Below are 24,266 nucleotides of genomic sequence, written 5' to 3'. Positions count from 1 at the left end.
CTGGCAGGGGGCTACGGGGCTCCTTCTGTGCCGCGGAGGAAGGCTCCGGCGCCGGGACCGGACAATTCGTGTTTGAGCACGGGACGTCCGGACACGGCAAGGAGCAACGCGATGGCCGGACCCCGCACCTCCGGGCCAAATCCGTAACTAAATCCTTCGTCCACTGCCACAAGGCGCCAGCCTTTGGCGCGTTCTTTGCCGCCTCCGATCGTGACGCTCGTTTTCAGCTGGTACTTCAGTGCGGTGACAACGTGGGCAGACGGATAGGTGCGGCGAATCCCCACGGGGCGCCGAATATCCTCGCCGTGGATGAACGCTTCAACCAGCCGGGTGGCGAGGGGAACCGGCGGACCGGTTTCTCTGGCCTGGACTGCCTTGAACCTGTCCAGTGTGCGGACGGGGTCCTCCGCACGTTCCCGGGCGATACCCATGGCGTTGGTGCGGTCAAAATCGAAGCAGGCTGCGACGACGCTGCGGACGAAGCCCCATCGTGTGGCTTTCGCCGTATCGACCAGATGAGCAAGCACGTCGTGCACGCTCCAACCCGGGCAGAGGGACGGGGTCTGCCACAATGAGGGCTGCAACTGCTCCAGATCAGAAATCAAAGCACGGCGTTCCTCCCGGACCACAGGCCAGATGCGGGAACCTGAGCCCGGGGTTCTGTAAGCAAGGGCTTTCACCATGATCAGGACTCTAACCCGAACCCACACCGTTCGGTGGGCCAATCTCTAAGCCGGATGCGTGCAGGACAGTAATGCTGGCCGGGCACCCGTCAGAAAAGGCAAAGGGAGGCGTGTACGCTCATCTGATGTCCCTCGGCCGTGGATTCAGAGTTCTCTGGGGCGCCAGCGCTGCATCCAACCTTGCAGACGGGCTGGCGTTTGTTTCCATGCCGCTGCTGGCTGCATCGATGACGGACGATCCGCGGTGGGTGGCCGGACTCGCTTCGCTCTACGCGTTGGTCAGAGTGCTGGTGGCCCTGCCCATCGGTGTTTGGGTGGATCGAGCGGATCGCCGCACTGTTCTGGCAACCGCCAATGTTCTGCGCGGAGGCGCGGTCCTGGCCCTGGCACTGTCCATCCAGCTCGGGCTGGGCGGCCTGCCTCTGCTGTACGCAGCGTTTGCACTCATCGGAACGATGGAAAGCGCTGCCGACAACGCCTCGGTGTCTCTCGTTCCCGCTCTTGTTCATGGCCGGGAGCTGGACCGCGCCAATAGCCGGATATCGGCAACGCAGCTCCTCATCGACGAATTCGCGGGTCCGCCGCTGGGAGGGCTTCTTTTCGCACTCGCGGGAGCAGCGCCGATCTTCGCCATGGGCGGACTCTGGGCTGCGGCCGGCTTCCTGGCATTGGCGCTGCCGAAACGGATACAAGCAGAAGGAGCCCGTGCGCCGGGGGTTAGGAAGCCTGTCGGAAACGGAACGCAGGTATGGGCAGAGGCGGCAACCGGTGCCCGTTGGCTGGCACACCACCGAGTTGTGGGCGCTCTGGCCCTGATCGGTGCACTAGCCAGTGTGGGTTACATGCTGCCCTTCTCCATTCTGGTGCTTTTTGCACAGCAGGAGCTTGGTATTGACGCCGAGGGGTATGGTCTCATTCTGGCGATTTCTGCACTCGGCGGGCTGGCCGGTACCTTTGCCGCCCCAAGAGCCCGGGCGAAAATTGGATACCGATGGACCATCTCTGCCAGCCTTGCCACGGGAGCTGTTTCCCTTTTCGGTCTGGCAATGACGCAAAACGCCGGTGTGGCTGCCTTCCTGCTCTCCGTTTACATCCTTCATGCCGTGGTCTGGGGAATCTGCGCAACCTCGCTGCGTCAGCGTCTGGTACCGGATGACCTTCGGGGCCGGGTAAATGCTGCCTCGAAGGTGCTCGGTCTGCTCGGCCTCGCCCTGGGAGCTGTGCTTGGGGGACTGCTTGCCCTCGTGCATATTGCCCTTCCGGTGTTCGCGGGCGGTCTGGTGTTCCTGCTGTGCGCCGGCGCCGCGGTATTTTTGTTCAGCTCGGTGGGACGGCATGGAAACGCTGTTCGCGCCAGTCATGATCCCGTTGGCTGAGAGCGGTCAGCTCAGCAGTCTGGTGCAAGCGAGCGGCGGGAGTCCCACATGGCTCAGGCATCAGCGACAGGTACCACCGCGGCTGAGGTATTGTCCGGAGTTGCCGGGTTGGAAGACCCGAAGGCACGGGCCGTGAACGAGAAACACGGCGATGACCACGGCGTGAACCTGGGTAAGCTCCTGGTGGTCGCCAAGCGACTGAAGACACAGGCGGACATGTTGAATGCCCGGCCCACGCGGCCGGACTGTGCTCCACGCATTTGGATCAGTGAGATCGTGCAGCGGCAGTCCACTAACTGATTCCCGCCGTCGGTCTTCCGCGCGGCCCAGCCCTCTGTGAACACGATCGGCGTAACATACCGCAGCCAGGCACGGCGTAGATGAAGACTTCTTCATCCCCGTTTCATGTTGGACTCATGCAGGCCTGTAACCATGAAGGCATGCAAATGATGCGACGAGTCCTCCTGCTGGGGATGCTGCTTTTGATCCCCGTGCTTCTGGCCACAGCGGGAGCATTCCTCTCGGCGCCCTCAGGTCCGCCCGCTGTCGATGCGACTCCCGTGGAGCTTGGTCCCGGGCCGGACGGCACTCCCGCCCACGGATTGGAACCCGTCCCCGGTCCGAGCCCCAGCGGCGCGGCTTCCGGTACCGGAGATGTGCCCCGCACGCAGACCGAGACGCCGCCGGCAGCTCCGCCTGTTCAAGGGCCGCCTGCCGCGCCCGTTCCGGCGCCGCCGGCCGATCCGGTCCCTGTGCTTCCGCCCGTGGTGATAGATGACGATGACGATGGTGATGACGATGGAGCGGATGACGACGGCGCGGGAGAGGACAATGACCAGTGACGATCACCGATTCCCTGCAGGACAGTCCGGCGTCGGCACCAGCGCGGACTCCTGAACCGCCCAGGGATGCAACAGTCCCGGAAAGGCGTCTGGGATCAAGAGTCCCGGCCCGCTGGAGGATAGCCGGCTGGATCCTCCTGACAACCGCGCTGACGCTCCTTGCCGTTCTGCTCACCATGAAATCCCTGCTGCTGAACGGTGCCCGCCTTCAAGCACATCAGGACATCACCCAGGAACTCCAGGAGTTTCGCGCGTTTGCCGCCGAAGGGGTGGATCCCACAACAACGGATCCGTTCACCTCAATTGAAAGAATGCTGGAGGTCTTCCTCAGCCGGCAGTCTGCGGCGCATGGCGAGGTTATTGTGGGAAGCGTTGGCCAGCGCATTCTCTACACGCCTACCGGCGCTGCAGCGTCCTCGGCGTCCGTACACATGCTGCCGGAAGATGATGCCCTGCTGGACAACATCCGCGGTGGTGGATCAGCATCAGGCATTGCCGAAACCAGCGCGGGGGAGATGCAGTGGGTTCGGCTGCCCGTCACGTCCGGGAATGAAACCGGGCATCTTATCGTGGGCGTCTACATGGCTCCGCTGGAGCAGGAGGTGGCGGACACCGTCCTGACCATCTTTTTTGTGTCCATCGGCGGGTTGCTGGTGACGGCCGGGATTGCGTGGTTGGTTGCCGGGCAGATCCTGACGCCGGTGCGGGAGGTCCGCCGCGTTGCCGAGGATATTTCGGAGAGTGACCTCACAACCCGGGTTCCGGTGCGCGGAAATGATGACATTTCCGCCCTGGCGGTCACCTTCAACACCATGCTCGACCGGCTTGAATCGGCGTACCGGACCCAGCGGGCGTTTGTCGATGACGCTTCGCATGAGCTCCGCACACCGATCACCGTCATCCGCGGCCAGCTGGAGTTGATGGAAGACAATGCGGCGGACCGCACCCGGACGCTGGCGCTGGTGGACGGTGAGCTGGCCCGGATGGGACGGATCGTGTCGGACCTGTTGCTGCTGGCAAAGGTGGACCGGCCGGGATTTGTCCAGCCGCGGTCCACGGACGCCGCCGCGCTGCTGCTCGATATCGAAGCCAAAGCCCAGGTCCTGGGACCCCGCGGCTGGCCGATCCTGGAAATAGCCGAAGGTCCGATCAGCGTTGATGCGCAGCGCATTACGCAGGCTGTGCTTCAGCTGGCAACCAATGCCTGCCAGTACTCCCCGGCCGGCAGCACGGTCAGCCTCGGATCGCGGTTTGAAGACGAGGGTGCTGCCCGCTGCTTCACGATTTGGGTCTCCGACCGCGGCAGCGGAGTGGACGAGCAGGAAGCCGCCCGTATCTTCGGCCGGTTCCACCGGGGGCAGGCATCTGATGCGGCCCACGGCGCGCGTACCGGGGCCGGTCTTGGCCTGGCCATCGTCCGCGGTATCGCCGAAGCCCATCGCGGAACCGTCTGGGTGCGCAGCTCACCCGGAAACGGAGCCACCTTTGGCCTGACCCTGCCCGCTCCCGCTACACCCTGTGATGCGGTTGAATCGTGCTCCGAAAGGAACTTCGACGAGCAGTCGCGGCCCTGCGCGGACTCCACTGAACTCCCAAAGGACAAGAACCCATGAGCAGGATCCTGATCGCCGAAGACGACCGCCGGATCTCAGAGTTTATAGAAAAAGGATTTCGGGCCGCCAACTACACCTGCACAGCGGTGGAGGACGGCGCCAGCGCACTGCTGCTGGCCCGCTCGGGCGAGTTCGGCATGATTATCCTGGACATCGGCCTGCCGACGCTCAGCGGCTTTGAAGTTCTTGAACGGCTGCGCAGCGAGGGCTGCAAGACGCCAGTGATCGTGCTGACGGCAAGCGACTCGGTGGCTGACACGGTGTACGGGCTGGAGAGCGGCGCCAACGACTATATGACCAAACCATTCCAGTTCGCCGAGCTGTTGGCCCGCGTTCGCCTCCGCCTGCACGACGACGCCGGTCCTGCTCCCGTGGCCACCATTAGCCACGGGGAACTGAGTCTGGACCTGCGCAGCCGCCGGGTGCACGTCGGAGCTGACACTGCCGATCTGACGGCCCGGGAGTTCTCCCTCCTGGAAGTCTTCCTGCGCCATCCCGGCCAGATCCTCAGCCGTGAACAGCTGATATCCCACGCCTGGGACATGGATTTTGATCCAGCTTCCAACGTCGTCGATGTCTACGTCCGGGCGTTGCGGACCAAGATCGGTGCACGCCGGCTGGAGACGGTGCGCGGGGCGGGATACCGGTTAACATGAGCGAGACCTATTTCAGCTCGGCGCTCCGAAACCCGCTGCGTGAGGAAGAAACGGACGCCGGTCGGCGGATTCTCGGCATCCTCACACGGTCCGCAGTCGCGGCACTGGCCGTAGCAGTTGCCCTGATGGCTGCGCTGACCGTTAACGCGGTCAACGGCTGGGGCCTGAGCGTGGCCGGGGCCGTCACGCTGTGCATCTTTATCGGCGCCGTCTGGTTCTGGATCTTCTCCTCGGTGGAGGATACCTATGTGGCCCTCGGTGCCGCCGTGGCACTGGTCATCAGCGGGATCCTTCCAGCAGACGATCTGTTCGCCGCCCTCGGAGAGGACACAATCTGGCTGCTGATGGCAGCTTTTGTCATCGCCGGTGCGGTCGCCTCAACCGGATTGGCTGCCCGGGGCGCCGCCTTCCTTATTTCCGGTGCCCGTTCGCTCCGGCAACTGGCATACCTCTCCTGCCTGGGGCTGATCGTCACGGCGTTCGCCATCCCGGCAACCTCCGGGCGGGCAGCCCTGGCCCTGCCCATTTTCCTCACCCTTCGCAGGGTGCTGCCGGACCGCCCCGCAGCGGTGAAAATGCTGGCGGTGCTCTTTCCCACTGTCATCCTGCTGTCCGCGGTCAGCTCTTTCCTGGGCGCCGGCGCTCATTTGATCACGAGCCAGATCCTTCAGTCGGCTGGTTTGCCCGGGTTCGACTTCGCCTCCTGGCTCCTGCTGGGGCTTCCGTTGGCGCTGGCAGCGTCCTTTCTCGCCACGGAACTGGTGCTGCGGCTCTTTACCGATCGTGCGGAGCGTTGTGTGCCGCTGCGGATCGGCAGGACCGCGCTTCGGCAAGGCAGCAGGCAGCGCCTTTCAGGACCGCTTGACCTGGATGAGCAGCGCTCGGTCCTGCTGTTGTGCGCGGTTGTGGCGTTGTGGTGCACCGAACCCATCCACGGGCTGGACCCCGCAATTGTGGCTTTGGTGGGAGCCCTGGTGGTATGTCTGCCGGCCTATGGTTCCGTAAATCTGGGGACGGCGTTGAAAAAGGTGCCCTGGTCCATGCTGATCTTCATGGCGGCGACGCTGGCGCTGGGATCCAGCCTGGTCACCACCGGTGCCGCCGACTGGCTTGCCGCCTCAATGCTGGCACCGGTGCAGGCGCTCGGTGCCGCCACACCGTATGTCTTCGTGGCAGTGGCGGTCCTGGTGTCGACCGCCGCGCACCTGGTGATCCAGTCGCGCTCAGCCCGTTCCGCCGTCCTGATTCCGGTCATTGTTGCCGCAGCCGGTCCCATGGGTGTAGATCCCATGGCTGCGGCGTTTGCCTCCACGGCCGCAGCCGGTTTCTGCCATACGCTGACCAGTTCCGCCAAACCGGTGGCGATTTTCGCCGAAACGGACGGGCAGCCCAACTATGAGCCGGGCGATCTGCTGCGCCTCTCCAAGTGGCTGGCTCCCCTGAGCGCGGCACTGGTCATCCTCTTCAGTTTTGTGGTGTGGCCCCTGCTGGGCCTTCCGCTTCTCATTCAATCCTAATCCCAAGAAAAAGGTGTCCTCATGGTCATGACCATTCCGCAGCGGATTCTTGTTGCACCCTCAGGATTCAAGGAAAGCCTCGACGCGGTGGAGGTAGCTGCTGCTATTTCCGCCGGCATCAGGCGGGCCATTCCGGGTGTCAGCATCACGTCCCTTCCCATGGCCGACGGCGGTGAGGGGACGGCAGCGGCTCTCGCCTGTGCCACGGCTGGACATCTTGTTCCTACGACGGTTACCGGGCCGGTGGGGCAGCCGGTGGAATCCCACTTTGCCGTCCTCGGCGGCACCGGGCTGCCGACTGCCGTCGTCGAAATGGCAGCGGCGGCCGGGCTGGCGCTGGTCCCCGCGTCCCTGCGCCATCCGGGCAGGACCACCACCAGGGGAGTCGGAGAACTGATTCTGGCAGCCCTGGACTGCGGCGTGCAGAGGATTGTGGTGGGCTGCGGTGATTCCGGCACGTCCGACGGCGGCGCCGGTGCCCTGCGGGCGCTGGGGGTGAGGATTCTTGACGCAGAGGGCCTCGAGCTGCCCGAAGGCGGAGCAGCGCTGGCGCGGGCAGCGAGCGTCGATTTCTCCGGACTCGACCCCCGGCTCGCCGGGTGCAGCCTGGAACTGGCGTTGAACCCCTACAACGTGCTGTGCGGCCCGCAGGGCGTCGCGAGGGTATTTGGCCCGCAAAAGGGAGCATCGCCGCAGGAGGTGGAGGAGCTTTCCCTCGGCTTGGAGCACTGGGCCCTGCTGCTGGCCGGTGCTTCCGGGGTGACCAAAGACTCGTTGCGCTACGGTGCCGGAACAGGCGCTTCCGGGGGACTCGGAGCCGGACTGGCGGCCATCGGCGGGAAGCTGGTGCCCCGCTTTGAGCTCCTGCTCGATTCCGGACTGGCGGGCATTGACCTGGATGCCGCGATTGCGACGGCGGACCTGGTGGTTACGGCCGAGGGTGCCATTGATTTCCAGACGCCGCGGGGGAAAGTGCCGGCGGAAGTGGCACGGCGGGCGCAGCGGGCAGGGGTGCCGGTGCTGGCGTTCGCCGGCTCGATCGGCAAGGATGCCGCCGATGTTCATGCCGCGGGAATTGACGCGATTGCCGGCATCATTCCCATTCCCATGGGTCTGGACCAGGCCGTGGCGGAGGGTGCCGTCCTACTGCAGGAAGCTGCCGAACGCACCTTTCGGGTACTGCTGCTGGGGTCTGCGATTTCCTCGCGGGTGGCGGCGGCAGCAGCCTGAGGCGGAGACAAAATGCAGAGAAGCAACGCAGAGAATGGAACAGCCAGAGCCTGCAGCAGGCTTCGCCTGACGGCGGCAGCCTGCTGCAGGCCAACGGGCTAGGAAGCGGCGCCGGGTTGCTTCACCACGGTGTGGAACTGCTGCCCGCCGTCGATGGAATGTTCCAGCCCGGCGTCCGTCATAACCCAGATGTGCAGCCCGTCCGGAGTTTCGGCTGCTGTTACGGCGACGGGATAGCCGGTGACCGAGCCGGCCGCTGCCCACGTACGTCCCTCGTCCGCGCTGGTGACGATTCCGCCGTCGGGCAGCACCCCTACGATTCGCGAGGAGTCGGTGACGGCGGCAACCACGATGACCGGAGCGTCCGGAAGCGCGCTCCACTGGTCGCCGGCATCCCGCGAAACATACGGACCGGATTCCGAGGTGGCGACGGCCAGGGGGCCGGCCGGGGAACCGGCCAGGCTGTAGGGACGAAGCTGCGTCCGAGCCTCGGTCCAGGTCTTGCCGTCGCGGCTCAGGCGGAGGGTGCCGTCAAAGCCGATGATTCCGCCGCTGGTGGCCGTCAGGGCATGGAAATCAGATTCCCCGCCCAGGGACTCCACACTCCAGGATTCGCCGTCGACTGAGCTGATCAGCCCCGCGGGTTCCGGCAGATCGACTCCCGGCCCGGGATGCCCCGAAGCCAGATAGTCTCCATCAGCGGCAACCGTGAAGCCCATCAGGTCTACGTTGGCGCCGGTCGCCGTGAGGGCATCGCCTGAGACCTCGAAAATGCCTTCATGGCTGGCAATCAGGACCTCGGTGGTGCCTGGCTTCAGGGCGAGGGCATGGACGTGGGTGGGAAACGACGGGGCGGCACCGGCTCCTTCAGCGCCCGCTGCCGCGTCCGGAGCTGACGTGTCGGTTGCGGACGGGGAGCAGGCGGCCGCAGCCAGCACCAGCAGGACAGCTGCGGCTGCCGGCGCATACCGGCGCCTTCCCTGCCAGGATGTGTGCCGGCCAGGGCCGGCAGGAGGGGTCATGGACAGGAACGGAAGGGCATGGAAAATGTCCGATCTTCGAGGTACGCAACGAGTCAGAGGTTCCGCAGCAGATTGTTCATCTGCTCGATCTCGGCGTTTTGGTCCTCGATGATGGCCGTAGCCAACTCCATGGCCTCCGGACTTGATCCGTCTTCGAGTTCGGTCCGGGCCATGGCCACTGCGCCCTCGTGGTGGGCGATCATCTGCTGCAGGAACAGTCGGGCAGCCGCTGTATCCCGCGCAGCGTCCAGCTCAGCGAGTTCCTGCGGAGACAGCATTCCGTCCATGGAGTGGTCACCGCTCATCTCCCGAGGTTCGTCCCAGGCAGCGAGCCAGTCTGCCATTTTCTGAATTTCGGGTCCCTGGGCGGCTTGAATGGCTTCCGCCAGCTCCGAGACGCGGGGATCGATCCCGGTTTTCGCGAGCATCATCTCGCTCATGGTGACTGCCTGCTCGTGATGCGGAATCATCATTTGGGCAAACATTGTGTCGGCGCTGTTGTGCGCTGGGGCGGCTTCCGTAGCTGCATCGGCTGCCCCGTGATCCGGCGTCTCAGTGGCACCGTGATGGCCGGTGCCGTGCGTGTTAGTCGTGGCGGCGGGCGCCGTATCCGCAGACTCGGCGTCAACTGCGCATCCGCCCAGGGCGACCAGGGCACTGAGAGCAAGCACGGACAAGGGCATGGGCTTTTTCATGAGTAAGTTCCTTCGGTACGTTTCAGTTTCCGGCAGTCAGCGAGGCCGGGGGGGCACGCAGGGGGCAAGCGCTCCGCAAAGTCATCGGAGCAGGCCTTTTTACGTGCGGCTGATACAGAGCTGAACGAGCGAAGGAGCCCGCGGGAGCGTTGCGGACACAGGGGATAGGAAGCGGACCAGACGGCCGGGACCGCGGAACCTGAGCTTGCCGCTAAACCCCGGAATGATGCCCCCCAGACCGGTGAGGAGCAGGAACAGCAGGCAAGCTGCGGTCAGGCATCCGGAGGGGCCGCAGTTCGCGCAGCCGTGGTCCGCGTGCCCGCCGTCCTCCGGGGCCGCCTCAGCGGCCGGGAATGCGCTGTGGGTCTGCAGCGTCGGCATGGCCGATAGGGCCGAGGCAGCCAGCGGTGAATGCGGCGCGGATGCCGCGTGTGCTGCCGGTGACCCCAAATCCGTGACCAGATGCATCCCCAGGATGCCGGCTACCACGGCCAGCAGTCCGAGGACCGTGGCCGGAAGCCGGGACGCCGACCGAATGGTCGCCGCCGGCCGGACTGCAGCTCGGATCCTTGTCCTCATAATGCCCACCACCTTACCCGGAAAAGGCAGAAGGCTCCCGCCGGAGAGCGGGATCCTTCTGGACTGCGCGGAACTAGGAAGCGGTCTGCGCCGGTTCCTTCTCAGCATGGAACTTCCTGCCGTTCACGCGCTCGGAGGCGCCGACACGGTCCAGGTACGGCGTGATGCCGCCCAGGTGCATCGGCCAGCCGGCGCCCAGGATCATGCACAGATCGATGTCCTCGGGACCTGCCACAACGCCTTCATCCAGCATGCGGCCGATCTCATCCGCCAGGGCATCCTGCGTGCGGCGCAGAACTTCCTCGGAGGTGGACGGCGTGTTGCCAAAGTCCAGCATCTCCAGGGTTTCGGCCGGAATGTACGGCTTCCCGTCCTCGTCCTTCTGCCAGAGGGACTTGATGCCGGCATCGATGATCTTCTGGGAGTTCTTCGACAGCCAGAACCGCTCGCCGAAGGCTGCGTGGAGGGATTCCTGCACATGCTGGCCTACGGGCAGGCCCACCAGGGCGAGCAGCGTGAACGGTGACATCGGCAGGCCCATGGGCCGCAGCGCATTGTCGGCCGTTGCGGCGTCGGTGCCCTCGTCAAAGACAGCGGTGATTTCACCGAACATGCGGCCCAGGATGCGGTTCACCACAAACGCGGCGTCGTCCTTGACCAGCACGGCGGTCTTCTTCAGCGCCTTGGCCAAGACAAACGCGGTGGCCAGCACGGCGTCGTCGGTCTTGGGGGCGCGCACGATTTCCAGCAGCGGCATGACAGCCACCGGGTTGAAGAAGTGGAAGCCCACCACGCGCTCGGGGTGCTCGAGGTCAGCGGCCATCTCCGTCACGGAAAGTGAGGAGGTGTTGGTGGCGAGGATGCATTCGGGGGAGACAACAGCCTCGACCTCGGCGAAGACCTGCTTCTTGACGGAGAGTTCCTCGAAGACGGCCTCGATCACGAAGTCCGCATCGGAGAACGCTTCCTTGGATACCGAGCCCGAAACCAGCGCCTTGGTGCGGTTGGCGGCATCGGGGGAGATGCGCTTCTTGGCCAGCAGCTTGTCCACCTCGGCGTGCACGTAGCCCACGCCCTTGTCCACGCGTGCCTGGTCAATGTCCGTCATCACCACGGGAACCTTGAGCTGGCGGGCGAACAGCAGGGCAAGCTGGCTGGCCATCAGGCCGGCGCCCACCACGCCCACCTTGGACACCGGGCGGGCCAGCTTCTTATCCGGAGCACCGGCGGGACGCTTGCCGCGCTTCTGGACCAGGTCCAGGAACGCGTAGACGGTGGAGTGGAACTGCGGGGTCTGCATCAGCTCGGCCAGGGCCTCGCACTCGGCGTCACGGGACTGCTCGGCGGTCCAGTTCTTGCCGGCCTCCAGCAGGTCCAGCACCTTGGCAGGTGCGGGAGCGGCGTTGGAGGTGCGGGCTTCCACCACGGCACGGCCGTGTGCGACGGCGGCGTCCCAGGCCTCGGGGGTGGCGGCAGGATCGGCCGCGTTGGGCCGGGATACTTCCTCTTCGCCCATGATGACGCGGGCGGCCCAGGCAAGGGACTGCTCCACGAAGTCGGCCGGTTCAAACATCGCGTCGGCGATGCCCAGCTTGAACGCCGCCGGACCGGAGAGGGTCCGGTTGTTGCTCAGCGGGTTCTCGATCATCACCTTGACGGCATTCTCCGGTCCGATCAGGCGCGGCAGGATGTAAACGCCGCCCCAGCCCGGGACCAGGCCGATGAAGGCTTCCGGCAGGGCCAAAGCACCGGCGCCGGTGGAGACGGTGCGGTACTGGGACTGCAGGGCAATTTCCAGCCCGCCGCCCAGGGCCACGCCGTTAATGAAGGCGAAGCTGGGTACACCCAGGGTGTGCAGCTTGCCGTAGACCTCGTGGCCCAGACTGGCCATGGCCAGTCCGTCCTCGTAGGAGGCAAGCTTCTGCGTGGCGGACAGATCGGCGCCGGCCACCAGATAGTGCGGCTTGCCGGTGACGCCGACGCCGACAATTTCGCCCGCGCCGGCGCGTGCCTTCAGGGAATCCAGCACCTCGCCCAGTTCCAGCAGCGTGTTGGGGCCCAGCGTGGTGGGACGGGTGTGGTCGACGTCGTTGTCCAGGGTGATCAGCGCGAAGGTGCCTGCGCCGCCGGGCAGCTCGATGTCGGAGACGTAGGAGTGGGTGACAACCTCGGTGGGGAAGAGGCCCGCGAGGCGCTGGTAATCGGGAGCAGACATTACTTCGTGGCCTCCGTGGACTCGGTGTCGGTGTTGTAGCCGGGGTGGTTCGGGTTTTCCCAGATGATGGTGGCTCCCATGCCCAGACCAATGCACATGGTGGTCATGCCGTAGCGCACGGAGGGATCTTCCTCGAACTGGCGGGCGAGCTGGTTCATGAGGCGTACGCCGGAGGAGGCCAGCGGGTGTCCGACGGCGATGGCGCCGCCGTAGCGGTTGACCCGGGGGTCGTCGTCGGCGATGCCGTAGAAGTCCAGGAAGGACAGCACCTGGACGGCGAAGGCCTCGTTGATTTCAAACAGGCCGATGTCCTCAATGGACAGGCCGGTCTGCTTCAGGACCTTTTCGGTGGCGGGCACGGGGCCGTAGCCCATGACCTCCGGTTCCACGCCGGCAAAGGCGTAGCCGACCAGGCGCATCTTGACCGGCAGGCCGAGTTCCTCGGCGGCGTCGGCGGAAGCGAGCAGCGCGGTGGTGGCGCCGTCGTTTAGGCCGGAGGCGTTACCGGCGGTGACGCGGCCGTGGGCACGGAAGGGGGTGCGCAGGTCGGCAAGGTCCTCCACAGTGGTGCCCGGGCGGGGTCCCTCATCCACGGAGTTCAGCGTCCAGCCCTTGCCGGCCTTCTTGGAGGCGACCGGGACCAGGTCCGGCTGGATCAGGTTGTTGGCGTAAGCCTTGGCAAGCTTCTCCTGGCTGGCGGCGGCGTACGCGTCGGTGCGTTCCTTGGTGATGTCCGGGAAACGGTCATGCAGGTTCTCGGCGGTGTTGCCCATGTTCAGGGCAGCGGGGTCCACAATCCGTTCGGTGACAAAACGGGGGTTGGGATCAGCGCCCTGGCCCATCGGGTGGTTGCCCATGTGCTCCACACCGCCGGCGATGACGACGTCGTACGCGCCGAAGCCGATGCCGGAAGCCGTAGTGGTCACAGCCGTCATGGCGCCGGCGCACATGCGGTCGATGGCGAAGCCGGGGACGGACTGCGGCAGGCCGGCGAGCAGTGCTGCGGTGCGGCCGATCGTCAGGCCCTGGTCGCCGGTCTGCGTGGTGGCTGCAATGGCTACCTCGTCAACGCGCTCGGGCGGAAGGGAGGGGTTGCGCCGCATCAGTTCACGGATGCACTTGACCACCAGGTCATCGGCACGCATTCCCGCGTACATGCCTTTTTCGCCGGCTTTTCCGAACGGGGTGCGCACTCCGTCAACGAAAACTACGTCCCTGATCTGCCGTGCTCGGCTTTGTGGGCTCACGTGCAACTCCTCTTTGAGATATGAAACGGAACACTGTCCGGCAACCGATGTTACTCGTGAGTAACATAGCCTGCAACCACCGTTCAGTCGACACTACCGACATACCGCCGGCCGGCGTAACGGATGACGGCGCGGGGCAGATGTGCGGCCTGAGGAGCGGGCTGCGGGACGGGGATCGTTTCTCCACTGTCTTCGCTCACCTGTGAGCGAACGGCTGCCCGCTCAGCAAATGTTCAGTCTTTTCCCGTATTATCGTCTGACTATGGATGACCCTCCCTCACATAAACCCTTGCCCCTCCACGCTCTGACCGGACTTCCGGCCACAACCAGAGAGGGGCGCCTCAATGTATGAACTGATCATGCTCGCGGTCGGCCTCGTTCTTACGGTCGGAACCGGGCTGTTCGTTGCCTCGGAATTTGCGCTGGTCAATCTTGACCGCAATGACCTGGAGGCACGGCAGGCCCAAGGCGAAAAACGCCTGGGCCCCACCATCAAAGCCCTCAAGATCACCTCGACGCACCTTTCCAGTGCGCAGCTGGGCATTACGCTCACCACACTGCTGACGGGCTACACCTTTGAACCGGCCATCAGCTCCCTGCTGCGTGAGCCGATGCTGGCTGTTGGAGTTCCGGAGGCAGTGGTCGGCGGAGCAGGTGCCGTTATCGGTATCTTCCTGGCTACCGTGTTTTCGATGATCATCGGCGAACTGGTGCCGAAGAACTTCGCCCTGGCCCTCCCGCGGGAAACCGCCAAGATTGTTGTTCCGTTCCAGAGCCTGTTCACCACGGTGTTCAAGCCAGTCATTCTGCTCTTCAACAACACCGCCAACGCGATTATCCGTTCTTTCGGCATCGAGCCGAAGGAAGAACTCTCCGGTGCCCGCAGCGCGGAGGAACTCAGCTCCCTGGTTCGCCGGTCTGCGCTGGAAGGCGTCCTGGACCAGGATCACGCACAGCTGCTCAGCCGCACCCTGCGGTTCTCGGACCACACGGCCGCCGATGTCATGACTCCCCGCGTCCGGATGCGCTCCGTCGCCGCAACCGACACAGCTGAGCAGGTGATTGAGGCAGCCGTTTCCACCGGGTACTCCCGGTTCCCGGTGATTGGCCGCGATTCCGACGACATTCTGGGCGTACTGCACGTGAAGCAGGCCTTCGCCGTCAACATCGCGGAGCGCAGCGGGATCACCGCCGGAGAGATGATGGTCGAAGCTCTTCGGGTGCCCGAGTCCATGGGTGTGGACTCCCTTCTGGGTCTGCTGCGCCAGCAGGGACTGCAGGTGGCTGTGGTCTCGGATGAACACGGCGGCACCGCCGGCATTGTGACGCTGGAAGACCTGGTCGAGGAGATCGTGGGCGAGCTTGAGGACGAGCACGACCGCGCCCGTGTCGGCGTCGTCCGGTCCGGCCGCTCGCTGACGTTTGACGCGTCGCTGCGCCCGGACGAACTGCGGGACCGCACCGGAGTCGTCGTACCCGACGGCGAGGAATACGACACCCTCGCCGGCTTTGTCACCGACCGTCTGGACCGGATTCCGGAACTCGGCGATGAGGTAACCCTGGATAACGGTGTCCTGCGCGTGGAGCGGGTGGTCGGAACCCATGTTGAGCGGCTGCGCTTTACCCCCACGGAGGGATCGCTGCCGAGCGCCCATGACCAGATCATTGACGAGCTGACGAAGGACCTGGCATGAGCGAATATCTTCCCGGAATTATCTGGCTCTTTGTCCTCCTGGCTGTCAATGCCTTCTTTGTCGGTGCAGAGTTTGCCGTTATTTCAGCCCGCCGCTCACAGATTGAGCCGAAGGCTGACGCCGGTTCCAAGGCTGCCAAAACCACCCTTTGGGCCATGGAGCACGCCACACTCATGCTGGCCACGGCGCAGCTGGGCATCACCGTCTGCTCCCTGGTGATCCTGAACGTTTCCGAACCGGCCATTCACCATCTGCTGGAAATCCCGCTGGGGTTGACCTCGCTTTCGGCTGACGCCATCAGCATCATCGCCTTTGCAGTGGCTCTGATGCTCGTGACGTTCCTGCACGTAGTCATTGGCGAGATGGTCCCCAAGAACATCTCGTTCTCCGTGCCCACCCGTGCCGCGCTCATTCTGGCTCCTCCGCTGGTGATGGTGGCCCGGATTTTCAAACCGGTGATCTGGTCGCTGAACGGGATAGCCAACAGCATCCTTCGCCTGTTCAAAGTGGAGCCCAAGGATGAGGCAACCAGCGCCTACACCATGGACGAAGTGGCCAACATCGTGGAGCAGTCCACACGCGAGGGAATGCTGGCCGACGCCAGCGGCACCCTGAGTGCTGCCTTCGAGTTCACGAACAAGACCGTTGCCGACGTTGAGGTTCCCATCGACAGGATGGTGCTCCTGCCGGAAACCGCCACCCCGGCAGACATCCAGGAGGCTGTGAGCCGCCACGGCTACTCGCGGTACATCCTGACGGACGGTGACGGCGTTCCGAGCGGCTATCTTCACCTCAAGGACGTCATGGACCTGACCCGGCCGGAAAAGTTCACCGCTCCGGTGCCCGCCAAGCGCATCCGCCGGCTGGCTTCCGCCTTTGTCGGCAGCGAGCTCGAGGACGCCCTGGCCACCATGCGCCGCACCGGTGCCCACGTAGCCCGGGTCTTCGACGCCGAGGGCAACACCACCGGCGTGCTGTTCCTGGAGGACATCATCGAAGAACTGGTGGGCGAGGTGCAGGACGCCACCACCGTGTAGCGTCCGACATCGATCTCCGGTTGACTGACCGCTTCCGCCGGCTGCCCCTTCATGGGGGCCGGCGGAGCTGTTTAAACCGGCCGGGCTCCTGCAGCGACAACGGCAGGGGACTGGGCGGTTTTCGGCCGAATACCCAGGGCTCACTAGAATGGATGGGTTCCCGTCCCGCCGCACGTTCAGAAATGTGGAGTCTGCATTGTCCCGAGGAAAACACCATCCGCCGCGGCCCAAGCCGGCCAACAGCGAAGGCCTGCTGATTGCCAACGACCTGAAGAAGGACCGCGGCTGGACGGACACGCAGATCAAGACGTTCCTGCCTGAACCGGACCAGACCGCGCGCAATCCGTTTTCCCGCAAGGCCGCTCCCATGAAGCTGTACGCGCTGGAGCGCGTCGAAGCCATCGAAGCCACCCCCGAATACCGGAAGGCGCGGGAAGCGTCCCGAACCCGGCAGATTGCGGCCCGGACCCGCGCGCTGGCGAAAAAGAAGGAAGCCGTTGCGGCAGCCGAGGCGCTGGAGCTGCGGATCGAGCCTGAGCCGTGGCAGCAGATGCAGGACAAAGCTATCGCCCACTTCAACAGCAGGCTCCGGCGCAGCCAGTCTCCGGCCAGCCGCAAGACGTCCAAGGCACGGCTTGACCGGCTGACCGTGAACTATCTGCGGCACAAGCAGACCTCCTACGAGGAAGAACTCAAGGAATTCAAGGGTGTCGTCGGCGTGGGGGAGGCCTACCTGGTGGTGCGCAACCGGATCCTGGATCTCATCGCGGACACGTACCCGCAGCTTCGCGATGAGTGCGATCGGCAGAAGTTCGAAGCTCCTGAGCTGCCCGAAGGCGTCACGCTGCCGGACACGTTGGTGCGCTAAGCGGACCGGCCTTTTGGGAACAGGATGCTGAGCCGGATCCTTCGCGCAGATAACGGCATCTGCCGAAATCCTTCGTGCAGATCAAGGGACCAGAAGGGACTAATCGACGTGTTTGGGCCCCGGAGCTGCACGAAGGATCCGCGGACCGGCGGTTTGAGCCCCGGATCTGCACGATGAAATGGCAAAACTTGGCTGCAGTCACGCGCTAAGCGGAAAGCAGGCTTACCATTTAGCCCTGCCCCGCGCTCCTCGGTACCCTGAAAAGGATGAGTATCGCTGAGTCCTCCCCAGAAACCGCCCCGCCCGTGAGTTCGGACGTGAGCTCCAACGGCATGGTCCGTGTGCGCGGAGCGCAGGAGAACAACCTGCGCAATGTCGACGTCGAGATCCCGCGCGACGCGATCGTTGCCTTCACGGGAATCTCCGGTTCCGGCAAGTCATCCCTTGCCTTCGGCACCATCTACGCAGAGGCCCAGCGCCGGTACTTTGAGTCCGTGGCACCCTATGCGCGGCGCCTGCTGTCCCAGGGCCACACCCCCAAGGTGGAGGAAATTACGGGCCTGCCTCCCGCCGTCGCGCTCCAGCAGCGCCGCGGCACGCCGAGCTCACGCTCCACCGTGGGAACGCTGACTACCCTCTCCAATTCCATGCGCATGCTCTTCTCCCGCGGCGGCACCTACCCGGCGGACGCAGAGCCGGGCAGCCTGGACTCGGACGCGTTCTCACCCAACACGGCGGCCGGCGCCTGCCGGGAATGCTCCGGACTGGGGATTGCCCACACCGTCACCGAGGATTCGCTGGTGCCGAACCCGGACCTGAGCATCCGCGACGGCGCCATTGCCGCCTGGCCCGGTGCCTGGCAGGGCAAGAACCTGCGCGACATCCTCATCCAGCTCGGCTACGACGTCGACGTGCCGTGGAAGAAAATGCCGAAGAAGGACCGCGACTGGATCCTTTTCACTGACGAACAGCCCGTGGTCATGATTACCCCGCAGCGGGACCGCGTGGCCAAGCCCTACAAGGGGCGGTTCTGGAGCGCAAAGTCCTACGTGCTGCATACCCTGGCCGACTCGGGCAGCGAGCAGATGCGCACGCGCGTGCTCGAATACATGGTCTCCGGCCCCTGCCCGGTCTGCGGCGGCGCCGGCCTGCGCCCCGAGGCGCTCGCCGTCACGTTCGCCGGCCGGAACATCGCCGAACTGAACGGCGCCACCCTGGGCGAGCTGGCGGAAATCATCCGGCCGACGGCGGAGCTGAAGGCTGCGGGAACGGCGTCGCGGTCGGCAGCCTCCAACGAGGACACCGAAGTTGCCGTCACCATCACCCGGGACCTGCTGTCCCGGCTGAAGATCCTGATCGATCTGGGACTGGGCTACCTGAGCCTGTCCCGGTCCACGCCCACGCTGTCGCCGGGTGAAATGCAGCGCCTGCGCATCGCCACCCAGCTGCGCTCGGGCCTGTTCGGCGTCATCTACGTCCTGGACGAGCCGTCCGCCGGCCTGCATCCGGCCGATGCCGAGCCGTTGCTGGCCGTTCTGCAGGAGCTGAAGGAAGCCGGAAACTCCGTCTTCGTCGTCGAGCACAACATGGACGTGGTCCGCAGCGCTGAATGGATTGTGGACGTGGGACCGCAGGCCGGCGACGGCGGCGGCACCGTCCTGTACAGCGGCCCTGTGGAGGGGTTGGCGCAGGTGAAAGAAAGTGCCACCCGCCCGTTCCTGTTCCGGGAAGCGGAGGAACCGGCCTCGGCCGACCGGACGCCCGAGAGGTGGCTGAACCTCAAGGGCATCAGCCGGCACAACCTGCGAGAACTCGACGCCGAGATTCCGCTGGGTGTCCTCACAGCCGTCACCGGGGTCTCCGGCTCCGGAAAGTCGACCCTCGTGAGCCAGGTGCTGGCTGAAACCGTGGGTCAACACGTCAACGGGTCTGCGGCCATGGCCGCAGAGCACGCAGGGGACCCGGAAGCGGATCCGGAGGACGACGTCGATCCCGGCGCCACGGTGCGCGATATTGCCGGGCTTGAGCATCTGGACCGGCTGGTGAAGGTGGACCAGCGTCCCATTGGACGCACACCGCGTTCCAACCTGGCCACCTACACCGGGCTGTTCGATGCCGTGCGCAAGCTCTACGCGGGCACTGATGAGGCCAAGGCCCGCGGCTACACTGCCGGCCGGTTCTCCTTCAACGTGGCCAGCGGACGTTGCCCGACCTGCCAGGGCGAAGGCTTCCTCGCCGTCGAACTGCTGTTCCTCCCGGGAACCTACGGTCCCTGCCCGCAGTGCCACGGTGCGCGCTACAACGAGGAGACCCTCGAGGTCACCTACCGCGGCAAGAACATCGCGGATGTGCTGGGCATGCGGGTGGAGACAGCGGCGGAGTTCCTTGCCGATGTCCCGGCAGCGGCACGGAGCCTGCAGACCCTGCTCGACGTCGGCCTGGGCTACCTGCGCCTGGGCCAGCCGGCCACCGAACTCTCCGGCGGCGAGGCCCAGCGGATCAAGCTGGCGACCGAGCTGCAGCGGGCCCGGCGGGGGCACACCCTGTACCTGCTGGACGAGCCCACCACCGGACTGCATCCCCAGGATGTGCGCCTGCTGCTGGCCCAACTGAACCGGCTCGTGGAGACCGGGAACACCGTGGTGGTGGTGGAGCACTCCATGAACGTGGTGGCTGCTGCGGACTGGGTCATCGACATGGGCCCGTCCGGGGGCGACGACGGCGGCCGGATCATCTGTGCGGGAACCCCATCCGAGGTGGCAGCGTGTGATGCCAGCCGGACGGCGCCCTACCTCAAGGCGGCTCTCCAGACGCTCCGGTAATTCATGGACGCCTTCCGGCTCTTGCTCCGGGTTAGGCTGTGACGTGCTCACCGACCCGCAGGACCTGCCCGCCACCTTACTGCCCGGCGCCATCCGGATGTCCGTGTTGACGGCTGAAGACGCCGCAGCCCTCGCAGCCGCATACCAGCGGAACCGGAGCTATCTTGCGCCGTGGGAACCGCTGCGCCCGGGCCCCTTCTTCACCGAGGAAGGCCAGCGGTCCGTCATCAACGCCAAGCATGCCCTGTACCGGGACGGCAGCGAAGTGCCTTGGGTCCTCGCCGGCGGAGACCGGATAGTCGGGACCGTGACTCTGGCCGGAATCGTCCGCGGCCCGTTTCTCTCAGCGAACCTGGGCTACTGGATCGACGGGGAATACGCCGGACGCGGCCTTGGCACAGCGGCGGTGAAAGCCGTGGTCGAAACCGCACGGGCGCACCTGGGCCTGCACCGGATCCAGGCTGCGACCCTGCTGCACAACGCCGCGTCACAGCAAGTTCTGAACAACTGCGGGTTCGAAAGGATCGGACAGGCTCCGCACTACCTGAAAATCGCCGGGTACTGGCAGGACCACCTTCTTTTCCAGCGGATCCTCGAACCGCCGATAAAGCGGGAAAAGGAATCCTGACGCTTCCTTCATCACGAAAATTCCCCGTGAATTTTTCGTGCGCCTGTTCCCGAATTGCCGTGAAACCTGCAAGGGTGCCTGAGGGGGACAATGCACGCACTATGAGGAGCTGACCAAACATTGATGTTTCCATTCACCCGGCGGCCGGGTGCTGCCACCGCAGTCACCGCCGTTCTCGCACTGACACTCGTCTCAATGGCTCCGGCAGCCGCCGCACCGCCGGAGCACGCAGGTAAGGACCAGAAAACAACCGTCACGGTTCTGGGCACTTCGGACCTGCACGGCTACATCGAAAACTGGGATTACTTCAAGGACGGCGAATACGACGACGCCGCCTCCAACGACGTTGGACTGGCCAAGATCTCCACCCTGGTGGACACCGTTCGGGCCGACAGGGGCCGGGCTTCCACGCTGCTGATCGACGCCGGCGACACCATTCAGGGCACCTCGCTGACGGACTACTTCGCCAACACGGAGCCGATCACCGAAACCGGGGAAATTCATCCGATGGCTGCCGCCATGAACGCGATGGATTATGACGCAGCGGCGCTGGGCAACCACGAATTCAATTATGGGCTGGACCTGCTGCGGAAGTTTGAAAGCCAGCTGGATTTCCCGCTGCTCGGAGCAAATGCTGTGGATGTGAAGTCCGGGAAGCCGGCTTTCACCCCGTACATCATCAAAACGGTGAAGACCAAGGGCAACAAGCCCGTGAAGGTCGGCATTCTGGGCCTTACGAATCCCGGGGTGGCCATTTGGGACAAAAACAACGTCGACGGCAAGCTTGAGTTCCCGGGAATTGTGGAACAGGCACAGAAATATGTGCCGCAGATGAAGGCCCGGGGCGCAGACGTTGTGGTGGTCAGCGCCCACTCCGGAACCTCGGGAACGTCCTCCTACGGTCCCGAGCTGCCGCTGGAGAACGCATCCACGCAACTGGCCGAAACAGTGCCCGGCATCGACGCCGTCCTGGTGGGACACGCCCACCAGGAAATCCCGGAACGCTTCGTGACCAACAAGGTCACCGGCGATCAGGTGCTGCTGACCGAACCGCTGAACTGGGGGATGCGCCTGTCCGTGATGGACTTTGAACTGACCAAGGTGCGCGGCCAATGGGACGTTACCTCGGCGTCGTCCTCGCTGCTGAACGCCAACACCGTTGAGGCGGATCCGAAAATCTCCAAGCTGGTGGCCGAACAGCACCAGCGGGTCATTGATTACGTCAATACGCCCATCGGCACGGCCACCGAGTCCATGCCTGCGGCGGAGTCACGCTACCGCGACACAGCCGTCATGGACTTCGTGAGTTCGGTCCAGGCCCAGGCGGTGGACCGGGCGCTCGACGGCGGCCCCAGCGCGGATCTGCCCGTGCTCTCCCTGGTGGCTCCTTTCAGCCGTACCGCTGAAATCCCCGCCGGTCCGGTGACCATCCGCGACCTGGCCGGGCTGTACGTCTTTCCGAACACCCTCTTCGGGGTGGAGATGACCGGTGCCCAGGTCAAGGATTACCTGGAGTACTCAGCGAAGTACTTCATTCAAACGGCGCCGGGCGCCCCGGTGGATCCCGCCACGCTGACCAACGCCGACGGAACTCCGGACTACAACTACGACATGCTGTCCGGCATTGACTATGACATCGATATCAGCCGCCCGGTGGGGGAGCGCATCGTCAACCTGAGCTTCAACGGTGCTCCGGTGGATCCGGTGCAGCGCTTCGCGGTAGCCACAAACAACTACCGGCAGTCCGGCGGCGGCAACTTCCCGCACATCGCCATGGCTCCGGTGCTGGTCAACCAGCAGACGGAAATCCGCCAGCTGCTCATTGACTACGTGGTGGCTCAGGGAACCGTTAACCCGGCGGACTTTGCCGACAACAACTGGCGCCTGGTCCGCAGCGGGGTTCCCGTCTTCGACTAGGCACCCTCTTGCCCGCATAGTTCCGCGCAGCTGGAATCCCGGATCCAGCTGCGCGGAACAAGGGGAGGGCAGAGGTCTGCCCTGCACCGGCGCAGGACGCGGGAGCGTTCCCTAATCGGGTGAAGCTCTCAGCGCATCAGGTAGCCGTCGTTGAACTCTCCGACCGGCTCAACAACGGCCCAGTCGCCGGGGGTGGTGCCGACAATCCGGACCAGGGAACCTTTAGGCAAAGCCTCTTTCTCTGCGAGGCCCCGGGTAATGGCATAAACAGTGCGTCCGTCCTCGATCTCCACCGTGCCTTCCAGATTCAATCTCCCGTAGTCAAGGCTCGTAATAGCTTCGGTGACAACGCCGTGCCGTCCCACATAGGAAGGCAATTCCTCCGCGCGCAGATGCTTTTTGCGGTATTTGGCCGATGCCCAGAGATGCACGGCGACGGCTGCAACTAATCCGACAGCGATGCCCGCAAAAGGGGACTTCGTTGACACGGCGGTGATAAATCCGACGACGCTGAACGGCAGGGTTGTCCACCACCATGAGGGCGGAACATAGCCGCGTACCTCGATGGTGTTTTTCAGCAGGGACCACAGTCCGAGCGCCCATGCCATGACGAATACGCCCATGATCATGGCTGATCCTCCGGCGCGGGGCGGTGCTGCGGGCCCCGCAGCGAGGCGGGTTCGATAAACGCCGTCAGGGACGCGGACGGGGCAGCAAGCAGAATGTCCCCGCCGCCGCTGCGGAAGCTTGCGATGTGCCAGCCGGGGTTGAACCGGAACAGGGATTCGGAAAGTTCGGCCCTGCGCATTCCTGCGAAATGGGAGCTCTGCAGCACCAGCGGGTCATCATTGGGCCCAGCACTGCGGGACAGCGGCTGCAGCGTCAACCAATCGGGATAGGGGGTTGCGAGAGCACGGGCCCACCGTGGCCGGGAGGCGGCAGCTGCGGCGGGCCGGACCCGGCACTCAAACTGGTTCCTGGCTGCATAACGGCGGCCGGTCCGGCGCTCCCGGCGGATCTGCATCGATGCCATGACGAAACAGTACCCGCAAAACACCCATGCAGCGGGGTCATTGCCGCGGACAATCAACACCACAACGGCGGCGGCACAAGACAGCAGAATGACTGCGGCGCCGTGTTGCACAGACTGCTTCATGAATCGAACCGGACGAATGCCCGCAGCGGCAATCCGCTGCCGGTGTCACCGCCTGCCTGCCGGTAGCCGAGCGATTCGTAGAACGCCTTCTGACCGGGCTCGGTGTCGGTGAGCAATACCTTCTGGCGGACGTGGGAGTACGGCGCCAGGACAAATTCGACCAGTCTCCGGCCCAATCCGGTTCGCTGGTGCCGGGGATCAACCAGGACATCCTGCAGGTAACAGACGGAGTGACCGTCGGAGATAATCCTGGCCAGGCCCACCAGGGTGCCGTCGTAACGGGCAACCGCCAGCAGCGTGGAGCCCGCGAGGGCAGCTGCCAGGTTGTCCGGGTCGCTGGTGTAGGCGCTCCAACCCACCGAGTCATAAAGCCGGACGACGTCGGTCAGCGGCAAATCGGGTCCGGCGGCGTATTCCAGTCTGGGCACGGTGACAGCCTATCTGTACGTCTGGGTCAAATGCCCTGGAA

At 64.8% G+C, this 24,266-nt stretch carries 21 protein-coding genes and 1 pseudogene; 13 read left to right on the top strand and 9 right to left on the bottom strand.

Features of this window, described 5'->3' with window-relative positions:
- Positions 1–11 precede the first annotated feature (11 nt).
- Entirely contained in the window at positions 12–683 is a 672-nt protein-coding gene (locus tag QMA10_RS11060) for a maleylpyruvate isomerase family mycothiol-dependent enzyme (RefSeq protein WP_290168341.1), read from the bottom strand.
- A 125-nt stretch (positions 684–808) separates the two neighbouring features.
- Between QMA10_RS11060 and QMA10_RS11055 the strand changes: the two genes are divergently transcribed.
- The 7 genes and pseudogenes from QMA10_RS11055 to QMA10_RS11025 all read left to right on the top strand — a co-directional run bounded on the left by QMA10_RS11055 (position 809) and on the right by QMA10_RS11025 (position 7,917).
- Entirely contained in the window at positions 809–2,059 is a 1,251-nt protein-coding gene (locus tag QMA10_RS11055; protein ID WP_290168340.1) for an MFS transporter, read from the top strand.
- 48 nt (positions 2,060–2,107) lie between these two features.
- Positions 2,108–2,278, top strand: a pseudogene (locus tag QMA10_RS11050) (DNA alkylation repair protein); the annotation flags it as partial.
- Between the two features lie 227 nt (positions 2,279–2,505).
- Positions 2,506–2,901 (top strand): hypothetical protein, encoded by a 396-nt coding sequence (locus tag QMA10_RS11045; protein ID WP_290168338.1) that lies wholly within the window; start codon positions 2,506–2,508, stop codon positions 2,899–2,901.
- Complete coding sequence (locus tag QMA10_RS11040; protein WP_290168336.1) at positions 2,898–4,514, top strand: HAMP domain-containing sensor histidine kinase; 1,617 nt, start codon at positions 2,898–2,900, stop codon at positions 4,512–4,514. Before QMA10_RS11045 ends, QMA10_RS11040 begins: the two co-directional genes overlap by 4 nt.
- Complete coding sequence (locus tag QMA10_RS11035) at positions 4,511–5,170, top strand: response regulator transcription factor (RefSeq protein WP_290168334.1); 660 nt, start codon at positions 4,511–4,513, stop codon at positions 5,168–5,170. Before QMA10_RS11040 ends, QMA10_RS11035 begins: the two co-directional genes overlap by 4 nt.
- Positions 5,167–6,687, top strand: coding sequence for an SLC13 family permease (locus QMA10_RS11030; protein ID WP_290168332.1), 1,521 nt, complete (start codon positions 5,167–5,169; stop codon positions 6,685–6,687). Before QMA10_RS11035 ends, QMA10_RS11030 begins: the two co-directional genes overlap by 4 nt.
- Positions 6,688–6,714: 27 nt before the next feature.
- Positions 6,715–7,917 carry a glycerate kinase gene (locus QMA10_RS11025; RefSeq protein ID WP_290168329.1) on the top strand — a complete coding sequence of 401 codons (1,203 nt, stop codon included), beginning with the start codon at positions 6,715–6,717 and terminating at the stop codon, positions 7,915–7,917.
- 98 nt (positions 7,918–8,015) lie between these two features.
- On the opposite strand, the gene QMA10_RS11020 is transcribed toward QMA10_RS11025, so the two are convergent.
- From QMA10_RS11020 to QMA10_RS11000, 5 genes are all read right to left on the bottom strand, one after another.
- Positions 8,016–8,939 carry a F510_1955 family glycosylhydrolase gene (locus QMA10_RS11020; protein WP_290168327.1) on the bottom strand — a complete coding sequence of 308 codons (924 nt, stop codon included), beginning with the start codon at positions 8,937–8,939 and terminating at the stop codon, positions 8,016–8,018.
- Between the two features lie 53 nt (positions 8,940–8,992).
- On the bottom strand, positions 8,993–9,634 hold the full coding sequence (locus tag QMA10_RS11015; protein WP_290168325.1) for a DUF305 domain-containing protein: 642 nt from the start codon (positions 9,632–9,634) through the stop codon (positions 8,993–8,995).
- Positions 9,635–9,733: 99 nt separating this feature from the next.
- Positions 9,734–10,213, bottom strand: a complete 480-nt coding sequence (locus tag QMA10_RS11010; RefSeq protein WP_290168323.1) for a hypothetical protein — start codon at positions 10,211–10,213, stop codon at positions 9,734–9,736.
- Positions 10,214–10,286: 73 nt separating this feature from the next.
- Positions 10,287–12,428 (bottom strand): 3-hydroxyacyl-CoA dehydrogenase NAD-binding domain-containing protein, encoded by a 2,142-nt coding sequence (locus tag QMA10_RS11005; protein ID WP_290168321.1) that lies wholly within the window; start codon positions 12,426–12,428, stop codon positions 10,287–10,289.
- On the bottom strand, positions 12,428–13,675 hold the full coding sequence (locus tag QMA10_RS11000) for a thiolase family protein (RefSeq protein WP_290168318.1): 1,248 nt from the start codon (positions 13,673–13,675) through the stop codon (positions 12,428–12,430). Before QMA10_RS11000 ends, QMA10_RS11005 begins: the two co-directional genes overlap by 1 nt.
- Before the next feature lie 344 nt (positions 13,676–14,019).
- Between QMA10_RS11000 and QMA10_RS10995 the strand changes: the two genes are divergently transcribed.
- The 6 genes from QMA10_RS10995 to QMA10_RS10970 all read left to right on the top strand — a co-directional run bounded on the left by QMA10_RS10995 (position 14,020) and on the right by QMA10_RS10970 (position 22,641).
- Positions 14,020–15,369, top strand: coding sequence for a hemolysin family protein (locus QMA10_RS10995; protein ID WP_290168316.1), 1,350 nt, complete (start codon positions 14,020–14,022; stop codon positions 15,367–15,369).
- Positions 15,366–16,406 (top strand): hemolysin family protein, encoded by a 1,041-nt coding sequence (locus QMA10_RS10990; RefSeq protein WP_290168313.1) that lies wholly within the window; start codon positions 15,366–15,368, stop codon positions 16,404–16,406. The genes QMA10_RS10995 and QMA10_RS10990 overlap by 4 nt, the downstream gene beginning before the upstream one ends.
- 196 nt (positions 16,407–16,602) lie before the next feature.
- On the top strand, positions 16,603–17,274 hold the full coding sequence (locus QMA10_RS10985) for a hypothetical protein (protein WP_290168311.1): 672 nt from the start codon (positions 16,603–16,605) through the stop codon (positions 17,272–17,274).
- 266 nt (positions 17,275–17,540) lie between these two features.
- Positions 17,541–20,096 (top strand): excinuclease ABC subunit UvrA, encoded by a 2,556-nt coding sequence (gene uvrA / locus QMA10_RS10980; protein WP_290168310.1) that lies wholly within the window; start codon positions 17,541–17,543, stop codon positions 20,094–20,096.
- Between the two features lie 97 nt (positions 20,097–20,193).
- Positions 20,194–20,724 (top strand): GNAT family protein, encoded by a 531-nt coding sequence (locus tag QMA10_RS10975; protein WP_290168381.1) that lies wholly within the window; start codon positions 20,194–20,196, stop codon positions 20,722–20,724.
- A 123-nt stretch (positions 20,725–20,847) separates the two neighbouring features.
- On the top strand, positions 20,848–22,641 hold the full coding sequence (locus QMA10_RS10970) for a 5'-nucleotidase C-terminal domain-containing protein (RefSeq protein WP_290168307.1): 1,794 nt from the start codon (positions 20,848–20,850) through the stop codon (positions 22,639–22,641).
- Between the two features lie 128 nt (positions 22,642–22,769).
- Here the strand turns inward: QMA10_RS10970 and QMA10_RS10965 are convergent, their stop codons facing one another.
- From QMA10_RS10965 to QMA10_RS10955, 3 genes are read right to left on the bottom strand one after another with little or no spacing between them, the layout of a single operon-like run.
- The gene (locus tag QMA10_RS10965) at positions 22,770–23,270 is read right to left on the bottom strand and encodes a hypothetical protein (RefSeq protein WP_290168306.1); all 501 of its coding nucleotides are present in this window, start codon (positions 23,268–23,270) and stop codon (positions 22,770–22,772) included.
- Entirely contained in the window at positions 23,267–23,797 is a 531-nt protein-coding gene (locus tag QMA10_RS10960; RefSeq protein WP_290168305.1) for a hypothetical protein, read from the bottom strand. The genes QMA10_RS10965 and QMA10_RS10960 overlap by 4 nt, the downstream gene beginning before the upstream one ends.
- Positions 23,794–24,225 carry a GNAT family N-acetyltransferase gene (locus QMA10_RS10955; RefSeq protein WP_290168303.1) on the bottom strand — a complete coding sequence of 144 codons (432 nt, stop codon included), beginning with the start codon at positions 24,223–24,225 and terminating at the stop codon, positions 23,794–23,796. The genes QMA10_RS10960 and QMA10_RS10955 overlap by 4 nt, the downstream gene beginning before the upstream one ends.
- Positions 24,226–24,266 lie beyond the last annotated feature (41 nt).

This window comes from Arthrobacter sp. APC 3897 (assembly GCF_030407495.1).
Classification (GTDB): domain Bacteria; phylum Actinomycetota; class Actinomycetes; order Actinomycetales; family Micrococcaceae; genus Arthrobacter_B.
Note: the sequence above shows the minus strand (reverse complement) of the source record. Positions and strands in the feature narration are given on the sequence as shown.

Bases quoted from the DNA above. Each gene is read 5' to 3' on its own strand.
- QMA10_RS10970 (WP_290168307.1), top strand. From the start codon at position 20,848: ATGTTTCCATTCACCCGGCGGCCGGGTGCTGCCACCGCAGTCACCGCC.
- QMA10_RS10965 (WP_290168306.1), bottom strand. From the start codon at position 23,270: ATGATCATGGGCGTATTCGTCATGGCATGGGCGCTCGGACTGTGGTCC.
- uvrA (WP_290168310.1), top strand. From the start codon at position 17,541: ATGAGTATCGCTGAGTCCTCCCCAGAAACCGCCCCGCCCGTGAGTTCG.
- QMA10_RS10990 (WP_290168313.1), top strand. From the start codon at position 15,366: ATGAGCGAATATCTTCCCGGAATTATCTGGCTCTTTGTCCTCCTGGCT.
- QMA10_RS11025 (WP_290168329.1), top strand. From the start codon at position 6,715: ATGACCATTCCGCAGCGGATTCTTGTTGCACCCTCAGGATTCAAGGAA.
- QMA10_RS10995 (WP_290168316.1), top strand. From the start codon at position 14,020: ATGTATGAACTGATCATGCTCGCGGTCGGCCTCGTTCTTACGGTCGGA.
- QMA10_RS11015 (WP_290168325.1), bottom strand. From the start codon at position 9,634: ATGAAAAAGCCCATGCCCTTGTCCGTGCTTGCTCTCAGTGCCCTGGTC.
- QMA10_RS11010 (WP_290168323.1), bottom strand. From the start codon at position 10,213: ATGAGGACAAGGATCCGAGCTGCAGTCCGGCCGGCGGCGACCATTCGG.
- QMA10_RS11020 (WP_290168327.1), bottom strand. From the start codon at position 8,939: ATGACCCCTCCTGCCGGCCCTGGCCGGCACACATCCTGGCAGGGAAGG.
- QMA10_RS11045 (WP_290168338.1), top strand. From the start codon at position 2,506: ATGATGCGACGAGTCCTCCTGCTGGGGATGCTGCTTTTGATCCCCGTG.
- QMA10_RS11060 (WP_290168341.1), bottom strand. From the start codon at position 683: ATGGTGAAAGCCCTTGCTTACAGAACCCCGGGCTCAGGTTCCCGCATC.
- QMA10_RS11005 (WP_290168321.1), bottom strand. From the start codon at position 12,428: ATGTCTGCTCCCGATTACCAGCGCCTCGCGGGCCTCTTCCCCACCGAG.
- QMA10_RS11030 (WP_290168332.1), top strand. From the start codon at position 5,167: ATGAGCGAGACCTATTTCAGCTCGGCGCTCCGAAACCCGCTGCGTGAG.
- QMA10_RS10975 (WP_290168381.1), top strand. From the start codon at position 20,194: ATGTCCGTGTTGACGGCTGAAGACGCCGCAGCCCTCGCAGCCGCATAC.
- QMA10_RS11055 (WP_290168340.1), top strand. From the start codon at position 809: ATGTCCCTCGGCCGTGGATTCAGAGTTCTCTGGGGCGCCAGCGCTGCA.
- QMA10_RS10960 (WP_290168305.1), bottom strand. From the start codon at position 23,797: ATGAAGCAGTCTGTGCAACACGGCGCCGCAGTCATTCTGCTGTCTTGT.
- QMA10_RS11035 (WP_290168334.1), top strand. From the start codon at position 4,511: ATGAGCAGGATCCTGATCGCCGAAGACGACCGCCGGATCTCAGAGTTT.